Annotated in this window: 24 protein-coding genes and 2 pseudogenes; 16 read left to right on the forward strand and 10 right to left on the reverse strand. The window is 71.9% G+C overall.

Annotated features, from left to right (window positions below; translation table 11 throughout):
* Both ACGWYJ_RS29515 and ACGWYJ_RS29520 read left to right on the forward strand, forming a co-directional pair.
* Nucleotides 1–298: pseudogene (locus tag ACGWYJ_RS29515) on the forward strand (glycosyltransferase family 2 protein); the annotation flags it as partial.
* 26 nt (nt 299–324) lie between these two features.
* Nucleotides 325–1,155 carry a glycosyltransferase family 2 protein gene (locus ACGWYJ_RS29520; protein WP_395109704.1) on the forward strand — a complete coding sequence of 277 codons (831 nt, stop codon included), beginning with the start codon at nt 325–327 and terminating at the stop codon, nt 1,153–1,155.
* Between the two features lie 7 nt (nt 1,156–1,162).
* On the opposite strand, the gene ACGWYJ_RS29525 is transcribed toward ACGWYJ_RS29520, so the two are convergent.
* The 3 genes from ACGWYJ_RS29525 to ACGWYJ_RS29535 form a co-directional block, all read right to left on the reverse strand.
* Nucleotides 1,163–1,678: an NUDIX hydrolase gene (locus ACGWYJ_RS29525; protein ID WP_395109705.1), complete on the reverse strand. Its 516-nt coding sequence runs from the start codon at nt 1,676–1,678 to the stop codon at nt 1,163–1,165.
* Nucleotides 1,675–2,115 (reverse strand): SRPBCC family protein, encoded by a 441-nt coding sequence (locus ACGWYJ_RS29530; RefSeq protein ID WP_395109706.1) that lies wholly within the window; start codon nt 2,113–2,115, stop codon nt 1,675–1,677. The genes ACGWYJ_RS29525 and ACGWYJ_RS29530 overlap by 4 nt, the downstream gene beginning before the upstream one ends.
* A gap of 76 nt (nt 2,116–2,191) precedes the next feature.
* On the reverse strand, nt 2,192–4,834 hold the full coding sequence (locus tag ACGWYJ_RS29535; protein WP_395109707.1) for a M14 family zinc carboxypeptidase: 2,643 nt from the start codon (nt 4,832–4,834) through the stop codon (nt 2,192–2,194).
* Nucleotides 4,835–5,024: 190 nt separating this feature from the next.
* Here ACGWYJ_RS29535 and ACGWYJ_RS29540 point away from each other — a divergent pair, with 190 nt between their 5' ends.
* The 12 genes from ACGWYJ_RS29540 to ACGWYJ_RS29595 all read left to right on the forward strand — a co-directional run bounded on the left by ACGWYJ_RS29540 (nt 5,025) and on the right by ACGWYJ_RS29595 (nt 16,423).
* Entirely contained in the window at nt 5,025–5,435 is a 411-nt protein-coding gene (locus tag ACGWYJ_RS29540; protein WP_395109708.1) for a hypothetical protein, read from the forward strand.
* A gap of 92 nt (nt 5,436–5,527) precedes the next feature.
* Nucleotides 5,528–6,202 carry a DUF6766 family protein gene (locus ACGWYJ_RS29545; protein WP_395109709.1) on the forward strand — a complete coding sequence of 225 codons (675 nt, stop codon included), beginning with the start codon at nt 5,528–5,530 and terminating at the stop codon, nt 6,200–6,202.
* Between the two features lie 131 nt (nt 6,203–6,333).
* On the forward strand, nt 6,334–7,140 hold the full coding sequence (locus ACGWYJ_RS29550; protein ID WP_395109710.1) for an SAM-dependent methyltransferase: 807 nt from the start codon (nt 6,334–6,336) through the stop codon (nt 7,138–7,140).
* Between the two features lie 153 nt (nt 7,141–7,293).
* Nucleotides 7,294–8,028 (forward strand): DUF5753 domain-containing protein, encoded by a 735-nt coding sequence (locus ACGWYJ_RS29555; protein WP_395109711.1) that lies wholly within the window; start codon nt 7,294–7,296, stop codon nt 8,026–8,028.
* Nucleotides 8,029–8,108: 80 nt separating this feature from the next.
* Nucleotides 8,109–9,521 carry a cytochrome gene (locus tag ACGWYJ_RS29560; protein ID WP_395109712.1) on the forward strand — a complete coding sequence of 471 codons (1,413 nt, stop codon included), beginning with the start codon at nt 8,109–8,111 and terminating at the stop codon, nt 9,519–9,521.
* 61 nt (nt 9,522–9,582) lie between these two features.
* Nucleotides 9,583–10,074: a VOC family protein gene (locus ACGWYJ_RS29565; protein WP_395109713.1), complete on the forward strand. Its 492-nt coding sequence runs from the start codon at nt 9,583–9,585 to the stop codon at nt 10,072–10,074.
* A gap of 112 nt (nt 10,075–10,186) precedes the next feature.
* Nucleotides 10,187–12,340, forward strand: a complete 2,154-nt coding sequence (gene fusA, locus ACGWYJ_RS29570) for an elongation factor G (RefSeq protein WP_395109714.1) — start codon at nt 10,187–10,189, stop codon at nt 12,338–12,340.
* A 242-nt stretch (nt 12,341–12,582) separates the two neighbouring features.
* Complete coding sequence (locus ACGWYJ_RS29575; protein WP_395109715.1) at nt 12,583–13,755, forward strand: ATP-binding protein; 1,173 nt, start codon at nt 12,583–12,585, stop codon at nt 13,753–13,755.
* Nucleotides 13,752–14,201 (forward strand): roadblock/LC7 domain-containing protein, encoded by a 450-nt coding sequence (locus ACGWYJ_RS29580; RefSeq protein ID WP_395109716.1) that lies wholly within the window; start codon nt 13,752–13,754, stop codon nt 14,199–14,201. Before ACGWYJ_RS29575 ends, ACGWYJ_RS29580 begins: the two co-directional genes overlap by 4 nt.
* A complete protein-coding gene (locus ACGWYJ_RS29585) occupies nt 14,198–14,539 on the forward strand; it encodes a DUF742 domain-containing protein (RefSeq protein WP_395109717.1) in 342 nt (113 codons plus the stop codon). The genes ACGWYJ_RS29580 and ACGWYJ_RS29585 overlap by 4 nt, the downstream gene beginning before the upstream one ends.
* On the forward strand, nt 14,517–15,143 hold the full coding sequence (locus tag ACGWYJ_RS29590; protein ID WP_395109718.1) for an ATP/GTP-binding protein: 627 nt from the start codon (nt 14,517–14,519) through the stop codon (nt 15,141–15,143). Before ACGWYJ_RS29585 ends, ACGWYJ_RS29590 begins: the two co-directional genes overlap by 23 nt.
* Nucleotides 15,144–15,196: 53 nt before the next feature.
* Nucleotides 15,197–16,423 carry a styrene monooxygenase/indole monooxygenase family protein gene (locus ACGWYJ_RS29595; protein ID WP_395109719.1) on the forward strand — a complete coding sequence of 409 codons (1,227 nt, stop codon included), beginning with the start codon at nt 15,197–15,199 and terminating at the stop codon, nt 16,421–16,423.
* Between the two features lie 215 nt (nt 16,424–16,638).
* On the opposite strand, the gene ACGWYJ_RS29600 is transcribed toward ACGWYJ_RS29595, so the two are convergent.
* The 5 genes from ACGWYJ_RS29600 to ACGWYJ_RS29620 form a co-directional block, all read right to left on the reverse strand.
* Entirely contained in the window at nt 16,639–17,295 is a 657-nt protein-coding gene (locus ACGWYJ_RS29600; RefSeq protein ID WP_395109720.1) for an NAD(P)-dependent alcohol dehydrogenase, read from the reverse strand.
* Entirely contained in the window at nt 17,253–17,600 is a 348-nt protein-coding gene (locus tag ACGWYJ_RS29605; protein WP_395109721.1) for an alcohol dehydrogenase catalytic domain-containing protein, read from the reverse strand. Before ACGWYJ_RS29605 ends, ACGWYJ_RS29600 begins: the two co-directional genes overlap by 43 nt.
* Nucleotides 17,597–17,830 carry a helix-turn-helix transcriptional regulator gene (locus ACGWYJ_RS29610; protein ID WP_395109722.1) on the reverse strand — a complete coding sequence of 78 codons (234 nt, stop codon included), beginning with the start codon at nt 17,828–17,830 and terminating at the stop codon, nt 17,597–17,599. Before ACGWYJ_RS29610 ends, ACGWYJ_RS29605 begins: the two co-directional genes overlap by 4 nt.
* Nucleotides 17,824–18,252, reverse strand: a complete 429-nt coding sequence (locus tag ACGWYJ_RS29615) for a hypothetical protein (RefSeq protein ID WP_395109723.1) — start codon at nt 18,250–18,252, stop codon at nt 17,824–17,826. Before ACGWYJ_RS29615 ends, ACGWYJ_RS29610 begins: the two co-directional genes overlap by 7 nt.
* A 119-nt stretch (nt 18,253–18,371) precedes the next feature.
* Nucleotides 18,372–18,809, reverse strand: a complete 438-nt coding sequence (locus tag ACGWYJ_RS29620; protein WP_395109724.1) for a hypothetical protein — start codon at nt 18,807–18,809, stop codon at nt 18,372–18,374.
* On the opposite strand from ACGWYJ_RS29620, the gene ACGWYJ_RS29625 reads away from it, so the two are divergent.
* Together ACGWYJ_RS29625 and ACGWYJ_RS29630 are read left to right on the forward strand one after the other, a co-directional pair.
* A complete protein-coding gene (locus ACGWYJ_RS29625) occupies nt 18,780–19,418 on the forward strand; it encodes an epoxide hydrolase N-terminal domain-containing protein (protein WP_395109725.1) in 639 nt (212 codons plus the stop codon). The genes ACGWYJ_RS29620 and ACGWYJ_RS29625 overlap by 30 nt on opposite strands.
* Nucleotides 19,303–20,265, forward strand: a complete 963-nt coding sequence (locus tag ACGWYJ_RS29630) for a helix-turn-helix transcriptional regulator (RefSeq protein ID WP_395109726.1) — start codon at nt 19,303–19,305, stop codon at nt 20,263–20,265. The genes ACGWYJ_RS29625 and ACGWYJ_RS29630 overlap by 116 nt, the downstream gene beginning before the upstream one ends.
* On the opposite strand, the pseudogene ACGWYJ_RS29635 reads toward ACGWYJ_RS29630, so the two are convergent.
* Together ACGWYJ_RS29635 and ACGWYJ_RS29640 are read right to left on the reverse strand one after the other, a co-directional pair.
* A pseudogene (locus ACGWYJ_RS29635) lies at nt 20,266–20,894 on the reverse strand (response regulator). It abuts the gene before it with no gap.
* A complete protein-coding gene (locus tag ACGWYJ_RS29640; RefSeq protein ID WP_395109727.1) occupies nt 20,891–21,637 on the reverse strand; it encodes a sensor histidine kinase in 747 nt (248 codons plus the stop codon). The pseudogene ACGWYJ_RS29635 and the gene ACGWYJ_RS29640 overlap by 4 nt, the downstream one beginning before the upstream one ends.
* Between the last annotated feature and the right edge of the window lie 32 nt (nt 21,638–21,669).

Below are 21,669 nucleotides of genomic sequence, written 5' to 3' on the forward strand. Positions count from 1 at the left end.
CGTCCACCACCGGCCGTCGCGGCTGCGCGAACCGCACCGGCGCCGGATGGACGGCGTCCGCAACGCCCTGTGGACCACCTGGCTGCGCAGGCCGCTGCCCAGCGCCCTGCGGCGCACCGGCGGGCTGCTGCGCCGCGTGCCCCGCGACCGGGTCACGGCCGCCGCGCTGCTCCGGGCGGCACGGGGCGTCCCGTGGGTGATCCGCGAGCGCCGTCCGGTGCCGCCCGCGGTCGAGGCCCGCCTGCGGACCCTGGACGAGCCCCAGCGGCGCTCCCGCGCCCGCCGCTACGTCAGCTAGACCCGCGAGCCCCGGAGGACACCGCCATGGAGGACGACGTCACCATCGTGGTCATGACCCGTGACCGGGCCGGCGAGCTGCGCCACAGCCTGCCCCGGCACGAGGCGCCGGTGATCGTGGTGGACAACGGCTCCACGGACGGCACCGCGGACGTGGCGCGGGAGGCCGGGGCGCGGCTGATCCGGCTCCCGGAGAACCGGGGCGCCGCCGCCCGCAACATCGGCGTCCGCGAGGCGGACACGCCCTACGTCGCCTTCGCCGACGACGACTCCTGGTGGGCGCCCGGAGCGTTGCGCCGCGCCGCCCGCACCATGGACGCCTACCCGCGGACCGCCCTGGTGACGGCGCGCGTGCTGGTCGGCGAGGACGAGCGGCTCGAACCGGTGTCGGAGGAGATGGCCCGCTCGCCGCTCGGCCACCCCGAGCACCTGCCGGGACGCGCCGTGCTCGGCTTCCTGGCCTGCGCCGCGCTGGTCCGCCGGGACGCGTTCCTGGACGCCGGCGGCTTCTCCGGCACGCTGCACTTCGGCGGCGAGGAGGAACTGCTGGCGCTCGACCTGGCCTCCGCCGGCTGGGGCCTGGCCTACCTGCCCGAGCTGGTCGTCCACCACCATCCCTCCTCGCAACGGCCCGACCCCGCGCTCAGGCTCCGCAGGCAGATGCGCAACCGGCTGCTCACCGCGTGGCTGCGCCGCCCGCTGCCCGCGTTCGGCAAGGAGGTGCTCGCGGCGCTCGCGACACCGGACGGCAGGGGCGCTCTCGCCGACGCCGCCCGCACCTGGCCGAGCGTCGCCCGCGACCGCCGCCGCCTGCCGCCCGAGGTCGAACGCGCCCGCGCCGCGCTGGACGGCGACTAACCGGTGGCTAATGGTGCCAGGGAAGCTCGACCGGCTCCGCCGGGACGTGCCCGGCCAGCAGCTCCCTCAGGAGCGGGACGAGTCCCAGCGGGTAGACGACGTCCTGCGTGGTGGCCAGCTCGTCCACCGTCCACCAGCGGTGACCGGTGACCTGCGAGCGCTCGAAGTCCTCCTGGCCGGTGGTGTCGACCTCGTGCGCGTGCGTGCGATACAGGAAGAAGTCGTCCCGCAGCGTCCCGCGGATCCAGCCGAGGTCGGCGTAGCCGGACGTGACCGCGACCGGGGCGCCCAGCTCCGCCGGTTCGACCACGAGGCCGGTCTCCTCGCGCAGCTCGCGCGCCGCCGCCTCGGCCAGCCCCTCGTCCTCGCCGACGCCACCGCCCGGCGTGAGCCAGTAGTGGTCGACGCCGGGCGTGTGCCGCTCGGCGAACCGGAACAGCAGCAGCCGGTCGTCGCCGTCCAGGAGCAGGACCCGCGCCGAGCGGCGCTTGTATCCCTCCCCGCGAAGGGAACGGAGGCTCACCCGGTCAGCTCGGAGTCGAGCTTGGCCAACTGCTCGTCGTAGATGCGCTGGAGGCCGCGCGGCGCGAACGTCCGCTCGAAGAAGCCGCCGACGCCGCCCGCGCCGTTCCACGTGGTCGTCACCCGGACCCGCGCGCCCTCGCCCGCGGGGGAGACCGACCAGGTCGTGACCATCGAGGAGTTGGCGTCCCGCTCCACCAGCGTGCGCTCCTCGGGAACGGTCACCGTCATCAGGCAGTCGCGCACCCGCTTGCTGGTCGCCGCCAGCTTCCAGTGCACGACGGTGCCCTCGCCCTGGCCGCCCTCGCGGACCTCGTACTCGCTGAAATGCCCGGTCAGGATCTTCGACCGGGTGCCCTGGTAATCGCTCAGCGCCTCGAACGCCCTGTCCGCGCCCGCGCCGATGGTCTTCTCTGCGGTAGCCGTGACCTGACCCATGCGCCCCATCCTTCCAGACACGCGCACGGCGCCCCGTCCCAAGACACGGGACGGGGCGCCGTGGGGGGTGCCGTGCTCAGCCGAGGGAGGCCGGGCGGCCCTCCTTCGACGGGCCGTGGTAGATCGAGTTGATCACGATGGGCCAGGTCACCCGCGGCCAGGACCGGAAGGTGATCTCGCTGCCGGCCAGGGTCGCGTGGCCCTTGCCGACATCGAAGCTGACCACGTTGGCCAGACCGCCCAGCGCCTCGGTCCCGTGGGCGTACCCGCTGGCGAGCAGGTCGCCGTCACCGGGGTAGGTGGACGCGACCGTCGCCTCGCCGGTGACGCGGTAGGCGGCGTCCTGGTTGAACCAGACCGGCCACTTCTCCGGCATGCCCCACGCGGCCGGGACGTCCGGCTTGTAGGAGGCGCGCAGCAGCGCGCCGGGCGCGCTGAACTCGGAACGGTCGGTGGGCGTGGCGTTCTGCACCGGCAGGTTCAGCAGCTGCCGCGCGGTCTCCGAGCCGCTGCCGATCGCGACGAGGTTGCCGCCGCCCGACACGAAGTCGCCCAGCTTGTTCCAGCCCTCCTCGCCGACGCCGCGCGCCCACGCGAACTGCGGCGGATTCTTGGCCGGGTCGAGCCCGTTGACGATGGTGTTCCGGGACACGCCGTCCGCCAGCACGATCGTGTCGTACTTCCCGCGCAGGTCGGCGTAGTCGTCGGCGCCCACGACCGTGTAGTCGATCCCGTACTGGTCGAGCATCCACGTCATCCAGCCGCCGGGCATGTTGTTGGCGCCGCGGATCAGCCCGACGCGGGTGCCCGGCTTGAGGGTGAAGCCGTCCACCTTCGGCATCGAGTCCGTGCCGTACACCGGGATGCCGGTGCCGGCCGCGACCGACTGGAGCGCCTGGCGCGCGGCGTGCGTGGGCGGGACGACGACGGTGCCGGGCGCGAACGTCCGTCCCGCCGCCTTGAACGTCTCACCGGAGCGGAACACCGGCACGCCGGCCTTCTGCAGCCGGGACAGCACGTGCGCCACACCGTACGACTCGGGCGCCACCAGGTACGCGCCGCGCGGGTTCGCCGGCATCGTCACCGGCTGCGGCACGACCTTCGCCACCTTCCGCAGCGAGGCCGTGAACGGCTTGTCGATCGGCTCGACGTCGACGCCCAGCAGCATCCCCAGATTGTCGGTGGTCTCGCTGTACGGCATGATCAGCGGGCAGTCCGCGCACTTGCGCGCCGACTGCTCGGGATAGTCGTCGGCCTGGAGCAACTGGTGGATCCAGCGGCCCAGCGGCTGCCGGGTGCGCAGCACGTACGAGCCCGCCGGGTAGGTCTTGCCGCCCGCGGTGAACGCCTTTTTGGCCTGCTGGATGTCCACCAGGCCGAACTCGAGGACCTTCAGCATCTCGTACACGGCGAAGGGGTCGCGCTGCCCGGCCGGGATCACGTACGCCTCGGGCGTGCCCGGCTGGATGTCCGGCAGCGCCGTGCCGTTCTTCGTCGTCCGGTACAGGTTGTTGTACAGCCACGACTCATGGTTGTCGGCGATGTACTTCATGCCCGCGTAGGCCGCCGTCTTGGCGTAGTCGACGATCTGCTCCAGCGTCCACGTGTCGCTGTCGTAGGGCAGGAAGTTCCGCATCGACTTGGTCTGCGAGCCCAGCGGCCTGCCGTCGGAGCTCTTGAACGGCAGCGCCAGGTCCCGCACGGAGGCGATCTCGGTCAGGAACAGCGAGGTGCCGATGAAGGAGTTGTAGCCCGACACGTCGGCGTTCCAGAAGATGCCGTAGGCGTCGTCGGTCTGGACGCCCTTCTTGTTGCCCGCGACGAGGTCGCGCACCACCGACTGGCCGAGGGAGTTGGCCGACTGGATCGTGATGGGGTCCACGCCGTTGCCGAGCGGCTCGTCGAAGGGCGGCGCCCAGATCCGCGGGTTGCCGGTCCCCGCCTGGTGCATGTAGTGCCCGGCGACCGGACGGTAGGTCTGTTCGAGCCGTACCCGCGTCCGTGTCTCACGCTGGGTGAACATGAACCAGTCGCGGTTGTTGTCGTGCCCGACGTACTTGTGGTACAGGTCCGGGTACACGCGGTTGTACGGGGTGCCCTCGGTCTTGTTGAAGTGATCCACGACCATGTGCTGCCCGTCGGGGTTCCCGGACGGGATCACCATCAGCACCACGTTGTCCAGCACGTTGTCGGTGTAGGCCGACTTCTCGGTGGCGAAGCGGTGCACGATGTCCACGAGGGCCTGGGTGTTGCCGACCTCGGTGGAGTGGAGACTGCCCTCGATCAGGTAGACGGGTTTGGAACGCTCCGAGAGCCGCCGCGCCTCCGACTCGGAGATCCCGGGCGTGGCCAGGCGCTGGTTGTCCTTGACGATCCGGCCCAGGTCGCGCAGGTTCCGCGGTGAGCTGATGAACAGGACCGGGTAGTCGTTGTTCATGGTCGTCTTGTCCACGACCTTGTAGTCGACCCGGTCCGAGCGGTCGCCGATCAAGCGGAAGTACTGCTTGATCCGGTCGAAGCCGGCGAGCTTGCCGGTGGTCCCCATGGCGAAGCCGAAGAAGTCTTTGGGCGCTGGAATGGTCGAGCCAGGTGCCGTGCGGGTGACGGCGCTGCCCACGCCGACCGCGTCGGAGTGCAGGGGCACTGCGACGAGGGCGGCGGAGGTCAGCGCGGCGGCCAGCACGCGGGTGGTACGCCCGACCGAGGGGCGTCGGAGCATTCGATCTCCCGTTGTGCAAGCGGTGGGGGGCATGGATCGAAGAACGCTGGTGCGACCGCCGGCCGGTACGGTCGAGCCCAGAGTGGATCATGAAGTGCCGTGAGTCAATGCGTGATCACCACTTTCCGCGCGGTGCCGTGCCGGCCATCGCGCCGTGTTCCCCTTCCACGTCGCTGGGTAAGGCGGGGGCATGCGTTGTGGGGGTTCGCGGCTGGTCGTGATGGCCCTCCCCGTGGTGGTCGTGTGCGCGGGCCTGTGCGCGGGGTGCGGTACGGGATCCGACAAGGACGGCGTGCGCGCCGCGGCGAACGGTCTGTTCCGGGACGTACGCAACGGCGACGGCCACGCGGCGTGCGCCCGCCTCGTGCCGCGGGCCGCGAGCTCACTGGAGACGGGCGATGCGCGCTGCGACCAGCAGATCCTCCGGCTCGGGCTGAAGGGCGGGCCGCTCGGCCCCGTGGAGGTGTGGGCGGACCAGGCCCGCGTCCGCGCCGGCGCCGACACCGTGTTCCTCACACGCTGGGGGAGCGGCTGGCGCGTCACCGCGGCCGGCTGCGAGCCGCGCGACGACCGCCCGTACGACTGTGACGTCTCGACCTAGGAGGGCGGGCCCATGAGAACGGTGTTCGCCCTGACCCTGACGATCATCGTGACCGGGCTGGCGTACTTCGCCGCGATCGGGCTGCTGCACCGATGAGGACCTGGCTCCGGGAGAACGCGCTGACGCTGTTCTTCCTGGTCGCGCTGGCCGGTGCGCTGGCCGGGCAGGCGTTCTCCGGTCTCGCGCTGTTCAACGAGCGGCAGGCCGCGCAGGGCGCGCCTCCGGTCGGCATGGCCGACTACCTGACCGGCTCGCGGTTCGCGGTGGACGTGACCGAGAACTGGCAGTCGGAGTACCTCCAGTTCTTCCTCTTCATCTATGTGACCGTCTGGCTCACGCAGCGCGGCTCGCCCGAGTCCAAGGAACCGGGCAAGGAGGGCAGGGAGAGCGCGAGAGACCAGAAGGTGGGCGAGTACGCCGGGCCGGAGTCGCCCAGGCCGGCGCGCGCCACCGGCCTGCGCGGCGTGCTGTTCGCCAACTCGCTCGGCCTCGTCATGGCGGCGGTGTTCTTCGGCTCCTGGGCGGCGCAGTCCCTCACCGGCTGGGTCGCCTACAACGCCGACCGGCTCGCGGAGCACGAGGACACCGTCTCCTGGCCCGGGTACCTGGGCCGGCCGGAGTTCTGGAACCGGACGATGCAGAACTGGCAGTCGGAGTTCCTGGCCGTGGCGTCCATGGTGGTGCTGTCGATCTACCTGCGGCAACGCGGCTCGCCCGAGTCCAAGCCGGTCGGCGCCCCGCACAGCAGCACCGGAGTTGAAGGGTGACACGGACGTCCAGGACGTTATGGTCGTCATCACGGATCGCGTACGAGTGGTGGCGCATACGTGGCGAGCACGTGGCGAGCACGTGGCGAGCCGGCGTGGCGAGCGGGCGTGGCGAGTACGGAGGTGGGGGCATGCCGGCGGGCGAGTGGGCACCGACGGGCGTCGACCTCGCGACGCCCAACACGGCGCGGATCTACGACTATCTGCTCGGCGGCAAGGACAACTACGAGGCCGACCGGAGGGTGGCCGAGCGGCTGCTGGAGATCATTCCCCAGGCCAGGACGGCGGCGCGGCAGAACCACCTGTTCATCGGGAGGGCGGTGCGGTACCTGGCGGGGCTGGGCGTCCGCCAGTTCGTCGACATCGGCTCCAAGCTGCCGGCGAGCGGCAACGCGCACGAGGTCGCGGCCGCGGTGGCGCCCGGCGCCCGGGTCGTGTTCGCCGACTCCGACCCGGTGGTGCTCGCGCACGCGCGGGCACTGCTGACCGGCAACGTCGACACGCTGGTGGAACGGTCGGACCCGGTGCGCCCGGACGCGGTGCTGGACGAGCCGCGGGTGCGCGGGCTGCTCGACCTCGACCGGCCCACGGCGGTGATCCTCGACCGGGTGCTGCACTTCATCAAGGACGAGGCGGAGGCCGTGGAGGCCGTCGCCCGGCTGGCCAGGGCGCTGCCGAACGGGTACGTGGTCTTCACCCACATCACGCAGGAGCCCGCGCCGGAGTCCAGCGAGGACGTCGGGCGCGTGTTCCAGCCCAGCACCTCGCATTTCTGGGGGCGGTCCCGCGCGGAGATCGAGCGCATCGTCGCCCCGCTGGACCTGGTGGAGCCGGGCCTGACCTACACCTCGGAGTGGCGCGGCGACCCGTCCGAGGAGCAGGTCGACAAGCACGAGTACACCTACACGCTCGCGGGGGTCGGACGCACCCGTTCCTGAGCCCGTCCCAGGACGTGTCGGGACGCGCATCACGGACGTCCGGTAAATCGGAGACTGGCCGCAATGTGCCGAGTGCCCGATCTACCGTCCCGCGATGGAATCATGTCGGGGACGCGAACCTTGGTGACCATGACGATCGGGCGGGTCAGTGTGATGTCTGAGAACGGTCGCGATCGAGCCCCGCACGCCTACATCGACGACCTGAGCGGGGCCGGCGGCACCTGGCTGACCTCCGGCGCCGGTGGGACGGGCGGAGCGGGCCGAGCGGATGGATCGGGCGGTGCCGGGAGCGGCACCTGGTGGCATGCCTACCGGGATGTGGTGCCCAGGTGGTTCGAGACCTACCTGGAGGTGGAGCCGTCCGCGAGCCTGGTCCGCGTCTACGAGCCCGAGTACGTCCCGGGGCTGCTGCAAACGGAGGACTACGCGCGCGCGACGATCGCCGCCTGGCACCGTGGCGATCCGCCGGAGCGCATCGAGCGCCGTGTCGAGCTGCGCATGCTCCGCCAGCGGATCGTGCACCGCCGCTCGGACCCGCCGCGGCTGTGGGCGGTCGTGGACGAGCGCGCCCTGCGGGCCGACGTCTGCGACGCCGCGACGATGCGCGGCCAGATCGAGCACCTGCTGAAGATGTCCGCGTGGGCGAATGTCACGCTTCAGGTCCGGCCCGCCGCGGCGGACGCGGCCCTCGACCCGGTGTGCCTGCTGCGCGTCCCGGACCGTGCGTATCCCGACGTGCTCTATTTGGAACGACCGGCCGACGCCCTGTACCCGAACGAGCCAGGCGAGATCCGGCACTACCTGAACATACTGAACGGCGTCGTGGACGAGGCGCCGCCACCTGAGGCGAGCGCCGGAATCCTCCACCGGCTGCTCGACGCCCTTTAGCACATCCGCAATTTCCGTTTATGTCACACCCGATCTCGCTAAAGTGCTGATCCCGATGTGCCGAGGGGGAGGGGTGAGGCATGGACGCCTACCGGCGTACCTTGGGGGCCGCGAGCCACGGGGAGTCCCTGGAGACCGTGGCCCTGGAGCCGTTGATGACCCGGGACTACGACACGCGGCCCGCCCTGGTGTTCGAGCGGCTGCGGGCCAAGTACGGGCCGGTCGCGCCGGTGGAGGTGCTCGGCGTGCCGGTGTGGCTCGTCCTCGGGTATTCGCAGGTGCTGGAGGTCCTGCGCAACCACCGGGGCATCTGGAGCAAGCGGCTGACCGACTGGCGCGCGTGGGCCGACGGCCGCGTTCCCGCCGACTGGCCGCTGCGTCCCGCCTTCGAGGTCAACCACGTCATCTTCCAGGAAGGTGAGCGCCTGCGCGCGCTGCGCGCCGCGTACGCCGAGGCGCTGACGCCGTTCCAGGACGCCTCGCACCCGCAGGCGCGGAGGCTGCGCGCCGCCGCCACCCGCTACGCCGACGAGCTGATCGACGTGATGACCGAAGGCGGCCCCACCGGCTTCGCCGACCTGTGCGCCCAGTACGCGAGGCCGCTGCCGCTGATGGTGGTCGACCGGCTGCTGGGCTTCGAGGGCGAGGCCGGCGACGGCGTGCTCATGGACATGTGGCGGGTGCTGGACGCCGGGCCCGACTCCACCGCGGCGCTCGACCGCCTGCTGGCCGCGCTGGCCGAGCTGGGCGCGGAGAAGATGGCCAGGCCCGGCGACGACCTGCCCTCCCTCATGCTGGCCGCGTACCCCGGCTTCACGATCGACGAGCTGTCCCGCGAGCTGATGATGCTGGTGGGCGTGATCGGCGACTACATCGGCATCCTCATCGGCAACACGATGGCCGAGGTGATCGGCGGCGGGCCCCGGGCCAGGGCGGCGCTGTCGGTCGGCATGATCCGGGAGACGATCAACCGGGTGGTGATCACCAACCCGCCGATGCACAACCTGAGCTTCCGCTGCCCGTCGGTGGACACCCGGCTGGGCGAGTTCACGATCGGCGCGGGCGAGCCGGTGATGCTCTCGGTCGCCGCCGCGCACGCCGACCCCGCGTTCGCCGGCGGCCTCGACTCCGACGCGCTCTACAGCACGCGCGCGCACCTGGCCTGGGGCGCGGGCGCGCACGAGTGCCTGGGACGCGAACTCGCCACGACCGTCGTCACCATCGCGATCAGCCGGCTGTTCGAGCGGTGCTCCGCGCTCACGCTGACCCTGCCCGCCGACCAGCTTCCCTGGCGCCCGTCCCCGCTGATCCGCGGCCTGCGCTCGCTGCCCGTCCGGTACGAGCTGGCCGATTCCGGCCCGGGACCGGTCTCCCCGGCGCACGCCTCCCCGCAGGGGGACGCTCCGGCCCAGTCCACCGAGCAGGACCCGGGACCGGAGCCGGTGCGGTCCGTGCTGCGCCGCTTCCTGAGGAGCCTGCGCCGCGAGCGCTGATCCCGGTCGCGCGCCGTCCGCGGGGCTATCGTGGACGTCCCGGCACGATGGGGGGCTACCCATGACAGACCTTGCCGCGATCGCGGCCGAGCGCGACCGCCTGCGGCGGCGGTACCTCACCGAGCCCGCCGAACGCGCGCCCAGCTCGGCGCGCGGGCTGCACCACATGGCCCTGGTGTCCGGCGACGTCGAGCGGACGATCCGGTTCTACCAGGAGCTGCTGGAGTTCCCGCTGACCGAGATCTTCGAGAACCGCGACTACCCGGGCTCCAACCACTTCTTCTTCGACGTCGGCAACGGCAACCTGCTGGCCTTCTTCGACTTCCCCGGGCTCGACCTCGGCCCGTACGCGGAGGTCCTGGGCGGGCTGCACCACATCGCGATCTCCGTCGCGCCCGCCCAGTGGGAGCGGCTGCGCGGCAAGCTCGACGCGGCCGGCGTCCCGTACCAGGTGGAGAGCGAGGTCTCGCTGTACTTCCGCGACCCCGACGGCGCCCGGCTCGAACTGCTGGCCGACCCGCTGGGCGAGATGTACGGGGAGCGCGTGGGCTGAGCCGCGGCCGCCTCCGCGATGCCCGGAAAACCTTTGGTGCCGTTCGACCCCGCGCGGATACCGTTCGCGGTGATCAGAACGAGTCCGCAGCGAGCGCCGAAGGAGGATCGTCATGGTCGCCACCCGTCTGGGACTGGCCGCCGTCCGCAACATCGGGGTCATGGCCCACATCGACGCGGGCAAGACCACCACCACGGAGCGGATCCTCTACTACACCGGCGTCTCGTACCGGATCGGTGAGGTGCACGACGGCGCCGCGGTCATGGACTTCCTCAAGCAGGAGCGCGAGCGCGGCATCACGATCACCGCCGCCGCGACGACCTGCCATTGGACGGTGGACGGCGCCGATCACGCCATCACGCTCATCGACACGCCCGGCCACGTCGACTTCACCGTCGAGGTGGAACGCTGCCTGCGGGTGCTCGACGGCGCGGTGACCGTGTTCGACGGCGTCGCCGGGGTGGAGCCGCAGTCGGAGACGGTGTGGCGGCAGGCCGACCGGTACGGCGTGCCGCGGATCTGCTTCGTCAACAAGCTGGACCGCGCGGGCGCCGACTTCGCCGGCTGCGTCCGGATGATCGCCGACCGGCTGGGCGCGGTGCCGCTGGTCGTCCAGCTTCCCATCGGTTCCGAGGCCGGCTTCACCGGCGTCGTCGACCTGGTCGGGATGCGCGCGCTGGTCTGGCCGGGCGAGGCCGGGCCGGGCGAGGCGTACGACGTGGTCCCCGTCCCGGACGAGCTGGCGGAGGAGGCCGCGCGCATGCGCGCCGCGCTGCTGGACACGCTCGCCGAGCACGACGAGCGGTTCATGGAGCTGTACCTCGGCGGCGGCGAGCCGTCCGAGGAGCAGGTGCACGCCGCGATCCGCGCGCTCACCCTCGCCTCCGGCGCGTCCGGCGACGTCACGATCACACCGGTGCTGTGCGGCACGGCGTTCCGGAACAAGGGCGTGCAGCCGCTGCTGGACGCGATCGTGCGGTACCTGCCGTCGCCTCTGGACGCGGGGGAGGTCGAGGGCGAGCCCGCCGGTCCGGGGGCGCGCGCGGGCGCGGTCGTGCGGCGCGGCCCGTCGGACGACCAGCCGCTGGCGGCGCTGGCCTTCAAGATCGTGACCGATCCGCATCTGGGCCGGCTCGCCTTCGTCCGGATCTACTCGGGACGGCTGGAGACGGGCGGCACGGTGCTGAACCCGGTCAAGGGCGTCCGGGAGCGGATCGGCAAGATCTACCGGGTGCACGCCGCGTCCCGGGAGGAGATCGGCGCGGCGGGCGCGGGCGACATCGTCGCCGTGATGGGCCTGAAGAGGACCGTCACCGGCGAGACGCTGTGCGCCGCCTCCGACCCGGTGGTCCTGGAGCCGATGGACTTCCCGGCGCCGGTCATCGAGGTCGCGGTCGAGCCCAGGTCGCGGCGCGACCAGGACCGGCTCGCCACCGCCATCCAGCGGCTGGCCGAGGAGGACCCGTCGTTCCGCGTGCACACCTCCGAGGAGACCGGCCAGACCGTCATCGGCGGCATGGGCGAGCTCCACCTGGAGGTGCTGGTCGACCGGATGAGGGAGGAGTACCGGGTCGAGGCCGCGGTCGGCCGTCCGAGGGTCGCCTACCGGGAGACCATCAGGCGGGCGGTCCCGGCGGCCGAGGTCCTGTTCCGCAAGCAGAACGGAGGCAAGGGGCACTACGCCAAGGTGCGCATCGCGGTCGAGCCGATCGAGCCGGACGATCGGGCCGAAGGGGGCGGGGACGCCGCGTACGAGTTCGTCAACCGGGTCACCGGCGGCCGGATCCCGAAGGACTTCATCCCTTCGGTGGACGCGGGCTGCCAGGAGGCGATGCAGTTCGGCGTCCTGGCCGGGTACGAGCTGACGGGCGTGCGCGTCATCCTGCTCGACGGCGACTTCCACACCGAGGACTCCTCGGAGTGGGCGTTCCGCACCGCGGGCGCCATGGCCTTCAAGGAGGCCGTGGCGCAGGCGTCGCCGGTGCTGCTCGAACCGGTGATGGCCGTCGAGGTCATCACTCCGGCCGAGTACATGGGCGAGGTCATCGGCGACGTGAACGCGCGCCGGGGCCAGGTCCGGGCGCTCGGGGAACGGTCGGGCGCACGGACGATCGACGCACTCGTGCCATTGTCGGAAATGTTCGGATATATCGGTTCGCTGCGTAGCGCGACCTCCGGCCGTGGCGCCTACACGATGCGCTTCCATTCCTACGCCGAGGTCCCGGACGCCGTGGCCGCCAAGGTGATCCGGGCGGCCGGAGGCTGACGTCCCGGCCCCATCCCGGCCCCGCGCGGGGCCGGGATGGGGAGGCGCCCTCCCGGGAAAAGGGATAAAGCACGCGATATCGCTAAAACCCCGTGGATTTTCCGACCTGGATTGCCCGTGCGGGATCCCTCTGCCACCCTGTTGCGTGCCTCGCCCCGTATCGGGAAGGACCCGCGATTCATGGATCGGGCTCCCCGCGGCCGGGACGTTCCGTGGTGCGCGAGCGGCGGTGGTGACCCATCGTGAGATGGCTCAAGAGGTCCACCCCCGCGGCGCCCCCGGCGTGGTCCCCGCCCGCCGCCCAGGCCGTACCCTCGCAAGCCCTTCTGCCCCCGCCGGCCCCGCACCCCCCGCCAGGGGACGACCCGGCGGCCTGGCCGGTCGTCTGCGAGCAGTTCGCGCAGCAGGTGCTGCTGCTGGCCGAGCACGTCCGCCCGGCGATGGACAAGTTGGAGGCAGGGGAGGACGACCCCGAACGGCTCCGGCTGCTCTACGAGGTCGACCATGCCGTCACCCGGATGCGCCGGGCCGCCCGCGACCTGCGCGTGCTCGGCGGTGCCGGCGCCGAGGAACTGGACGGCCGCACCACCTCGCTGGTGGACGTGTTCCGCATGGCCGAGTCCTCGATCGAGCGCTACACCCAGGTCGTCATCGGCAAGGTCGTCCACCTCGCCGTCGTGGCGTACGCGTCCGACGACGTGGCCTCCCTGGTCGTGGCGCTCCTCGACAACGCCACCCGTTACTCGCCGTCCACCGTGACGGTCAGCGCCCACCTGCTCGACAACGGCGCGGTGATGCTGCGCATCGAGGACGCGGGCATCGGCATGGACCCCGAGCGCGTGCGCGCCATCAACGCGCTGCTCGCGGGCCCCGTCCCGCCGATCGACGCCGACACCGGGCGGCACACCGGCTTTCCCGTCGTCCACCGGCTGGCGCGCAAGCACGGCATCGGCGTCCAGCTGGCCTGCCGCCCGTCCGTCGGCGGCGCGGACACCGGCACGATCGCGATGGTGGTCATACCGCCCGCGCTGCTGTGCGAGATCCCCGCCGAGCCGTCCGATCACGGGGCCGTGCGCCCGGCCGGCGCCGACGACCGCTCGCTGGCGCACCTGACCATGGCGCATCGGGCCGAGCGCCCCTCGCACCGGCCGCTGGAGCCCGTACCGTCCCGGCCGTCCGGCAACGGGGGCGAACTGCCGCGCAGGGAGAGCATGAGCCTGCGCCGCGCCGAGGGCGGGGAACCGCCCGCCCCGGACGCCGGAACGGAACGCGACCCGGTGGAGGCGGCCCGGTCGTTCGCCGCGGACCTGGAGGCGTTCACGGAGGGCGAGCGCGAGGCGCGCGAGGGCGGCGACCCCGCCGCCGGCACCCCCGAGGAAGACCGAGAAGGCCCGGAAGGACGATCCGCATCATGACCGTCAACGCCGAGCGCGGGCGCCCACGCCGCCCGGAGGACTTCGGCTGGCTGCTCAACGACTTCGCCTCCGGCACGCCGGGGGTGGCGCACGCGCTGCTGGTGTCCTCCGACGGGCTGGCGCTGGTCGGCTCCGGCTCGATGCCCGCCGACTTCGCCGACCCGATGGCGGCGATGACCAGCGGGATGATCAGCCTGGGCAACAGCATCGCCCGCAGGGTCGGCGAGAGCGGCTGCGAGCAGGTGATGCTGAAGTTCCCCTCGGGGCACTTCCTGTTCATGAGCATCGGCAGCCTGGCCGGGCTCGCCGTGCTGGTCAACGAGGGCGCGAACCTGGGCGCCGTCGCGTACCGCATGACCCAGCTCGTGCAGAGCGTCGGGCATGTGCTGACCCCGCAGATGCGCGACGACCTGCGCAGGATGACGGCCGCGGGACACGCCTCATGAGCGCCCACCCGTGGGTGCGGCCCTACGTGCTGACCGGCGGGCGCACCAGCGGCCGCCGCCAGTTGCTGGTGCACACCCTGGTCTCGGGACGCGAGTACGACCCGGCGTTCGCGTCCCGGCTCCTGCCCGAGGCCAAGGCGCTGTACGACAGGGTCCACATCGTGAGCGAGTCGGTGGCGGAGCTGTCCGCCCACTGCGGGGTGTCGCTGGGGGTCACCCGGGTGCTGCTGAGCGATCTGGCCGCGGGGGAGCGGATCGAGATCGGCCCGGAGACCACCTCCCCGTACGACCCGCGCCTTCTGGAGAGAGTGATCGATGGTCTACGGCAGCTCGCCTGACCCCCGGACGGGGCCCCTCCCCCCGCGCTCGGTGGAGTCGGCGAAGATCGTGGTCGCCGGCGGCTTCGGCGTGGGCAAGACGACGCTGGTCGGCGCGATCTCGGAGATCCCCCCGGTCAACACCGAGGCGTGGATGACTCAGGCCGCCCGCACGATCGACCCGCTGGGCGAGGCCGACGGCAAGACCACCACCACCGTCGCGATGGACTTCGGCCGGATCACGCTGGCGCCCGACCTGGTGCTGTACCTGTTCGGGACGCCCGGCCAGCCGCGCTTCTGGCCGATGTGGGACGACCTGTGCCGCGGCGCGAGCGGCGCGGTGGTGCTGGTGGACACGCGGCGCCTGGACGTGTCCTTCCCCGCGGTGAACTACTTTGAGAACGACTCCGACGTCCCGTTCATCGTGGCCGTCAACCTGTTCGACGGGATCAGCACGCACCCGCTGCCCGCCGTGCGGGAGGCGCTGCGGCTGCCGCCCGAGATCCCGCTGACCAGTTGCGACGCCCGCGACCGCGGCTCGGTGGCGCGGGTGCTGACCGAGGCGCTGGCGCACACCATGCGCGCCACCGCGGGCCCGCGTCCGGGCGCGCTCACCACTCCCTGACCCCGACCCGGCCCCCGTCACCCCCGCCGGTGGGCCGCCGCAAGGAGGAAGCGTTGCGCAGGATCCTGATCGTCGGCGCCGGACAGGCCGGTCTTCAGCTTGCGCTGAGCCTGCAATCCGAGGGCTACGAGGTGACGGTGATGTCCGCCCGTACCCCCGAGGAGATCCGCACCGGCCGGATCATGTCCACTCAGTGCATCTTCTGGCCGCAGCTCCGCATCGAGCGCGAACACGGCCTCAACCAGTGGGAGGACCAGGCGCCCCGCATCGTCGGGCAGCGCTCGGTGGTCGCCGGCCCGCCCGGCCAGAAGGCGCTGGACTTCATCGGGCGGTGGGACGACTACGCCCAGTCGGTCGACCAGCGGGTCAAGATGTCGGGCTGGCTCGAACTGTTCGAGTCGCGCGGCGGCAACGTGGTCTACCACGGCGTGATGACCTCCGACCTGGAGGGCCTGGCGGCGCTGTACGACCTGACCCTGATCGCCGCGGGCAAGGGGGAGCTGGTCGAGCTGTTCGACCGCGACGCGTCCCGCTCGCCCTACGACCGTCCGCAGCGCCACCTGTCGTGCATCTACGTGCACGGCATGCGTCCCCGCCCCGACTATCCCGAGCCGCACGTGCGCATCAACGTCACGCCCGGGGTGGGCGAGCTGTTCTACATGCCGGGCCTCACCAACTCCGGCCCGTGCGACATCCTGCTGTGGGAGGCGGTGCCGGGCGGGCCGTTCGACTGCTGGTCCGACCACCCGGCCCCGGAGGACCACCTGACCCGCACGCTGGACATGATGCGCCAGTACGCGCCCTGGGAGTACGAGCTGACCGTCGGGGCCGAGCCCACCGACGCCCGCTGCGTCCTGTACGGAGGCTACGCGCCGACCGTCCGGCACCCGGTCGCGCGCCTGTCGGACTCGGCCGCGGTACTGGGCATGGGGGACGTGGTCGTGGCGAACGACCCGGTCACCGGCCAGGGCGCCAACAACGCGGTGCGCTGCGCGGAAACCTACTTCCGCGCGATCGTCGAGCACGGCGACCGGCCGTTCGACACCGACTGGATGCAGCGGACCTTCGACGCCTACTGGGAGTACGCGCGCCACCCGACCGGCTTCACGAACCTCATGCTGGGCCCGCCACCCGAACACCTGCTGAAGATCCTGGGAACGGCCAACGAGGTCGAGGAGGTGGCCTACCGGTTCGCCTACGGCTTCGCCAACCCGCCGGACCTGGAGAACTGGCTGATGGACCCAGAAAAAGCAGAGGCATACCTGGCGTCTGTCACTTAGCAAGCGTGTGTTTATTGCAAGCGCGAGCTGCGCTCCTCGCCTGGCGGCTCGTCGCTTGTCGCGCTTGCGGCGATCGCTGCATCGCTTCGACTCGCCCAGGGGCTCGCTTCGCGATCAGGGTCTCGCTGGCGCTCGCCCCTGCCTTCGGTCGCGATCGCAGCGCTTGGGCGACCGTTCGTGGCCGGGGTGTGATCGTGGGGGTCTGGGTGGCGGGATCAGGTGGTGAGGATCAGTTTTCCTCGTGGGTGGCCTGTTTCCAGGTGGTGGAGGGCGGTGGCGGCCTCGGCTAGGGGGTAGGTGCGGTCGATGACCGGCTTGAGGGTGCCGTTTTCGGCCAGTTCGGTGAGGGTGAGCAGGTCGTCCTTGCGGACCAGGGTCAGGAGGTTGCGGAGCCTTTGGCGGATGAACGGGGTGAGGAGGAGAGCGCGGAACTGGCGTTCCATTCCACCCAGGACGGCGCCGCCGTCCTCGCCGCCTGCCATGATCAGGACGCCGTTGGGGGTCAGGGCGCGGCGGAGGCGGTTGAGAGGGCGGTTGCCCGCGATGTCGAGGATGATGTCGTAACGGGTCGAGGTGCCGGTGGGATCCTGCGTGGTGTAGTCGATGATCTGTGAGGCGCCCAGGGAGCGCAGCAGGTCGTCCTTGCCGGGGCCGCAGACGCCGGTGACCTCCAGGCCGTCGGCGGCGGCGAGCTGGACCGCGAAGGTGCCGTTGCCGCCGGACGCGCCGATGATCAGGATCTTCTGGCCGGGGCGGGCCTTCGCCTTGCCACGGAGGGCCTGGACGGCCACGGCGCCGGAGGTGGGCAGGGCGGCGGCCTCCTCGACGGTCAGGCCGTGCGGCTTGGGGCGAGCCTGCGCTCCTTGACGCACACGTACTCGGCGAAGGCGCCGGGGGACGAGCCGAAGACCTCGTCGCCGGGTTTGAACGCGGTCACCTTCGAGCCCGTTCCCTCCACGGTTCCCGCCAGGTCGGTGCCCTGGATCTTCTGGCGGGGGCCGCGGAATCCGGCGATGAGGCGGAACAGGTACGGGCGGCCCGTCGAGACGTGCCAGACGCCCCAGTCGACGGCGGCCGCGTGGACCCGGACCAGCACCTCGTCGTCGCGTGGCGCGGGACGGTCGAGGTCGCGGAGTTCCAGGGCGCCGCCGTAGACGTCCTGGACGATGGCTTTCATGGTGGGTCTCCTTCGTCCTGGGGGTACTGGAACACCTCGTCGAGCGTGGCGCCGAGCGCGTGCGCGATCTGGAACGCCATCTCCAGGGACGGCGAGTAGCGGCCCTGCTCGATCGCGATGATGGTCTGGCGGGTCACACCGACGCGGTCGGCGAGTTCGGCCTGGGTCATCCGTCCCCGGGCGAACCGCAGCTCCCTGATGGAGTTGGTGACCCTGGTGGGCCTCACCACCGGGGGACGCCCCGGCGGTAGGCGGCGATCTTGGAGATCGACTCGGTGATCGCCGACAGCGCGAACGCCAGATAGAGCGCGTTCGCGATCCAGAAGTGGTCGGCCTCGGCCAGCGCGAGCAGCAGGGCGGCGACCGCGCCGAGGACGACGAACGAGTGCCCGACGTGCTCGCCGAACACCCCGATCTCGCGGTCCCGCTCGTCCCGCCGGCCGTCGTCGCGCGGCGCGGCCATCCTGACCGCGACGTGCAGCGCGATCGTCGTGCCGACCGCGATCCCGGCCGTCCACAGCAGCGCCGCCGCGTACGGGACGTCGGCGGCGGGGGCGTCCAGCAGCCGCGGGAGGACGAGGGCGAGGTAGACCGCGTAGGCGCAGGCGGCCACGACCGCCAGGATCCACGCGCGTTTCTCTTCGAGCGCCATGCCGGGAATGTAAAACAAACCAGACATCATGTCTAGTGTTCTTTACATCTCCGGGCCGCCGCACGGCGACCGGGCCGCCGACGGAGTCGACGGCCCAGCGGCCCGGGGGGTGAGGTTCGTCAGCGGAAGCGGCGGTAGAAGCCGCGGATGTCCTCGATGAGCAGGTCGGGGGCGTCGTGCGCGGCCCAGTGGCTGCCGCGGTCGTACTCGTTCCAGGACACGATGTTCTTGTGGTCGCGCTCGGCGAAGCGGCGCAGCGGCCGGAAGTCGAAGGCGAACGAGGCGAGGCCGATCGGGAAGGAGGTGGGCTCGGTCACCGGCGCGGCGTGGTGGTTCTCGTAGTAGAAGCGGCCGGCCGAGGCCGCGGTGTTGGTCAGCCAGTAGATGGTGGCGTTGGTCAGGATCACGTCCCGGTCGGGGACGCCCGCCAGGAGCTGGCCGATCCAGGCGAGCTGGCCCGCGGGCGAGTCGGCCAGCGCGTGCGCGAGGGTCTGGGGCTGCGCCTGCTGCGCCTTGTCGTGGACGGAGTGGCCGACGAAGCCCTGCAGGAACTGCATGTACTGCAAATCCTCGGGCGTGAGCCCCTCGAACTCGGCCGGGTCACCACTCCTAATGTAGGCCCCATGAACGAAACCACGCAGATCACGCCGTTCCGCATCGAGGTCCTCCAGGTCGACCTCGACGACCTCGCCGACCGGCTGGCGCGCACCCGCTGGACGCAGGAGCTGCCCGAGGCCGAGGTCACCGACGGCGTCCAGAAGGGCCCGATCCAGCCCGGCTGGGAGTACGGCGTACCGCTCTCGTTCGTCCAGGACCTCGTGGCGCGCTGGCGCGACGAGTACGACTGGCGCGCCTGGGAGGCCAAGATCAACGCCTTCCCGCAGTTCACCACCGAGATCGACATCGGCGCGCACGGCAACGACGCCGGCGCCATCATCAGCCCCGAGCTGGGCCGCAGGCACGGCGACCGGATCATCGGCGTGCACGTCAACCAGATCTTCTCGTTCCCGACCGAAGGATCCGTTCCTAATGAACCGCAACACTGGAAAAATGTTGGACACTTCGACCCGGCTGCTGCGACTGCTGTCCCTGTTGCAGACACCTCGCGAGTGGACGGGCAAAGAACTGGCGGAACGCTTGGAGGTGAGCGCCCGCACCATCCGTAACGACGTGGATCGGTTGCGTGCGCTCGGCTACCCGGTGAACGCGACGCGCGGCTCCGCGGGCGGTTACCGGCTCGGGGCGGGCGCGCGGCTGCCACCCCTGGTCCTGGACGACGAGGAGGCAGTCGCGGTGGCCGTCGGCCTGCGCACCGCGGCGGGCGGCACGATCGCCGGTGTGGAGGAGACGTCCCAGCGGGCGCTGGCCAAGCTGGAGCAGGTGCTGCCGGACCGGCTGCGCCGCAGGGTCAACGCGTTGCAGACCTACACGGTCCGGGTACCGGCGACCTCGTCGGCGCCGCGGGTGGACGGTGAGACGCTCGCCGTGCTGACCTTCGCCTGCCGTGACCACGAGCGGCTGCGTTTCGACTACCGCAACTACGACGGCACCGAGAGCCGCCGGCTCGTCGAGCCCTATCGGCTGGTCAACTGGGGGCGGCGCTGGTACCTGGTCGCGTGGGATCCCGACCGGTCGGACTGGCGGACGTTCCGCGTCGACCGGCTCGTCCCGCGCCTGCCGACCGGTCCCCGCTTCACCCCGGTGGAGCCGCCCGAGAACGTCGTCGAACGCGTCATGCGCGGCGTCTCGTCGGCGGCGTGGCGGCACCGCGCCGGCGTCACCGTGCACGCCCCGGCCGAGCGGATCATCGAACGGATCAATCCCGCGGTGGGCAGGGTGGAGGCGGTCGACGAGAACACCTGCGTGCTGCACACCGGGGCCGACAGCCTGAACAGCCTCGCCGTCCATCTGGGCCTGCTGGGCGTGCCGTTCACCGTGGCCGGGCCACCGGAACTGGTGGAGGTGCTGCGCGACCTGTCCGACCGCTACCGGGAGGCCACCAGGCCGAGCTGATCATCTGTCGCCGCGGGGGACCACCAGCCCGGTCTCGTAGGCGTGCACGACCGCCTGGGTGCGGTCGCGCAGCCCGAGTTTGGCCGGCAGCCGGCTGACATGGGTCTTCACCGTCTCCTCGGTGACGACCAGCCGGTCGGCGATCTCGATGTTGGACAGGCCGTCGGCCAGCAGCCGCAGCACCTCGGCCTCGCGGGGCGTCAGCACGTCCAGCGGCGCGGGCCGGCGGACGGGCCGGATCCTGGCGAACTCGGTGATGAGCCGGCGGGTCACCGTGGGCGCGAGCAGCGCCTGCCCCGCGTCGACCACCCGGACCGCCTCGAACAGCCGCTCGGCGTTCATCTCCTTCAGGAGGAACCCGCTGGCGCCGGCGGCCAGCGCGTCTAGACGTGCTCGTCGAGGTCGAAGGTGGTCAGCATGATGACGCGGGGCCGGTCGCCGTCGCTCTCGGCCACGATCCCGCGGGTGGCCTCGATGCCGTCCATCACCGGCATCCGCACGTCCATCAGCACGATGTCGGGGCGCTCGGCGCGGCACAGCCGCAGCGCCTCGGCGCCGTCGGGCGCGTCGCCGGCGAACCCGGCGCGCACCACGTCCTGGTCGTCGGCCACGACGATGCGGATGCTCATGGCGGCGGCCTTTCCATCGGCAGGTCGGCCTCGACGACCAGGCCGCCCGCGGGAGTGGAGCCGATCGTCAGGGTGCCGTTGACCATCGCCGCGCGTTCCGGCATGCCGGTCAGCCCGTGCCCGCCCGCGTCCCCGCCCGCCGTCTGGAGTCCGGGGCCGTTGTCGCGGACGCGCAGCCGCAGCCGGTCGGCGGCGTAGTCCAGCTCGACGTCCACGGCCGCGCCCGGCGCGTGCCGGCGGGCGTTGGTGAGCGCCTCCTGGACGATGCGGTACGCGGTGAGCTCCAGCCCGGGGTCGAGCCGCGCCACCCTGCCCCGGACGATCAGCCGGGCGCCGGCGCCGGTGGAGTCCCTGGCCTCGTCGACCAGCGCGATGAGCTGTCGCAGTCCGGGTTGAGGCCGCCGGTCGTCCTCCCCGGCGTCGGCCCTCAGCACGCCCAGCACCCGCCGCATCTCGGCCAGCGCCGACCGTGCCGTGTCGCCGATCTCCAGCAGCCGCTTCTCGCCCTCGGCGGGCATGCCGGGAGTGGCCAGCCGCGCCGTCTCCGCCTGCACCGCGATCATCGAGATGTGGTGCGCCACCACGTCGTGCGGCTCCCGCGCGATGCGCGCCCGCTCGCCCCGCGCCGCGTGCTCGACCAGGGTGTCGGCCAGTGCCCGGCGGGACGCGTCGCGCCGGGCGGTCTGGCGGCGTGCCCGTACCGCGGCGCCGGTGAGCAGGGCGGCACCGGTCACCACCAGCATCGGCACCAGCGGCGCGCGGCCCGCACGCGGGC

It is taken from the genome of Actinomadura sp. SCN-SB, assembly GCF_043906805.1.
Lineage (GTDB): Bacteria > Actinomycetota > Actinomycetes > Streptosporangiales > Streptosporangiaceae > Spirillospora.

Bases quoted from the DNA above. Each gene is read 5' to 3' on its own strand.
- ACGWYJ_RS29530 (WP_395109706.1), bottom strand. From the start codon at position 2,115: ATGGGTCAGGTCACGGCTACCGCAGAGAAGACCATCGGCGCGGGCGCG.
- ACGWYJ_RS29615 (WP_395109723.1), bottom strand. From the start codon at position 18,252: ATGGCGCTCGAAGAGAAACGCGCGTGGATCCTGGCGGTCGTGGCCGCC.
- ACGWYJ_RS29605 (WP_395109721.1), bottom strand. From the start codon at position 17,600: ATGAAAGCCATCGTCCAGGACGTCTACGGCGGCGCCCTGGAACTCCGC.
- ACGWYJ_RS29590 (WP_395109718.1), top strand. From the start codon at position 14,517: ATGGTCTACGGCAGCTCGCCTGACCCCCGGACGGGGCCCCTCCCCCCG.
- ACGWYJ_RS29520 (WP_395109704.1), top strand. From the start codon at position 325: ATGGAGGACGACGTCACCATCGTGGTCATGACCCGTGACCGGGCCGGC.
- ACGWYJ_RS29555 (WP_395109711.1), top strand. From the start codon at position 7,294: ATGTCTGAGAACGGTCGCGATCGAGCCCCGCACGCCTACATCGACGAC.
- ACGWYJ_RS29630 (WP_395109726.1), top strand. From the start codon at position 19,303: ATGTTGGACACTTCGACCCGGCTGCTGCGACTGCTGTCCCTGTTGCAG.
- ACGWYJ_RS29535 (WP_395109707.1), bottom strand. From the start codon at position 4,834: ATGCTCCGACGCCCCTCGGTCGGGCGTACCACCCGCGTGCTGGCCGCC.
- ACGWYJ_RS29550 (WP_395109710.1), top strand. From the start codon at position 6,334: ATGCCGGCGGGCGAGTGGGCACCGACGGGCGTCGACCTCGCGACGCCC.
- ACGWYJ_RS29620 (WP_395109724.1), bottom strand. From the start codon at position 18,809: ATGCAGTTCCTGCAGGGCTTCGTCGGCCACTCCGTCCACGACAAGGCG.
- ACGWYJ_RS29640 (WP_395109727.1), bottom strand. From the start codon at position 21,637: ATGCTGGTGGTGACCGGTGCCGCCCTGCTCACCGGCGCCGCGGTACGG.
- ACGWYJ_RS29560 (WP_395109712.1), top strand. From the start codon at position 8,109: ATGGACGCCTACCGGCGTACCTTGGGGGCCGCGAGCCACGGGGAGTCC.
- ACGWYJ_RS29545 (WP_395109709.1), top strand. From the start codon at position 5,528: ATGAGGACCTGGCTCCGGGAGAACGCGCTGACGCTGTTCTTCCTGGTC.
- ACGWYJ_RS29580 (WP_395109716.1), top strand. From the start codon at position 13,752: ATGACCGTCAACGCCGAGCGCGGGCGCCCACGCCGCCCGGAGGACTTC.
- fusA (WP_395109714.1), top strand. From the start codon at position 10,187: ATGGTCGCCACCCGTCTGGGACTGGCCGCCGTCCGCAACATCGGGGTC.
- ACGWYJ_RS29540 (WP_395109708.1), top strand. From the start codon at position 5,025: ATGCGTTGTGGGGGTTCGCGGCTGGTCGTGATGGCCCTCCCCGTGGTG.
- ACGWYJ_RS29585 (WP_395109717.1), top strand. From the start codon at position 14,198: ATGAGCGCCCACCCGTGGGTGCGGCCCTACGTGCTGACCGGCGGGCGC.
- ACGWYJ_RS29565 (WP_395109713.1), top strand. From the start codon at position 9,583: ATGACAGACCTTGCCGCGATCGCGGCCGAGCGCGACCGCCTGCGGCGG.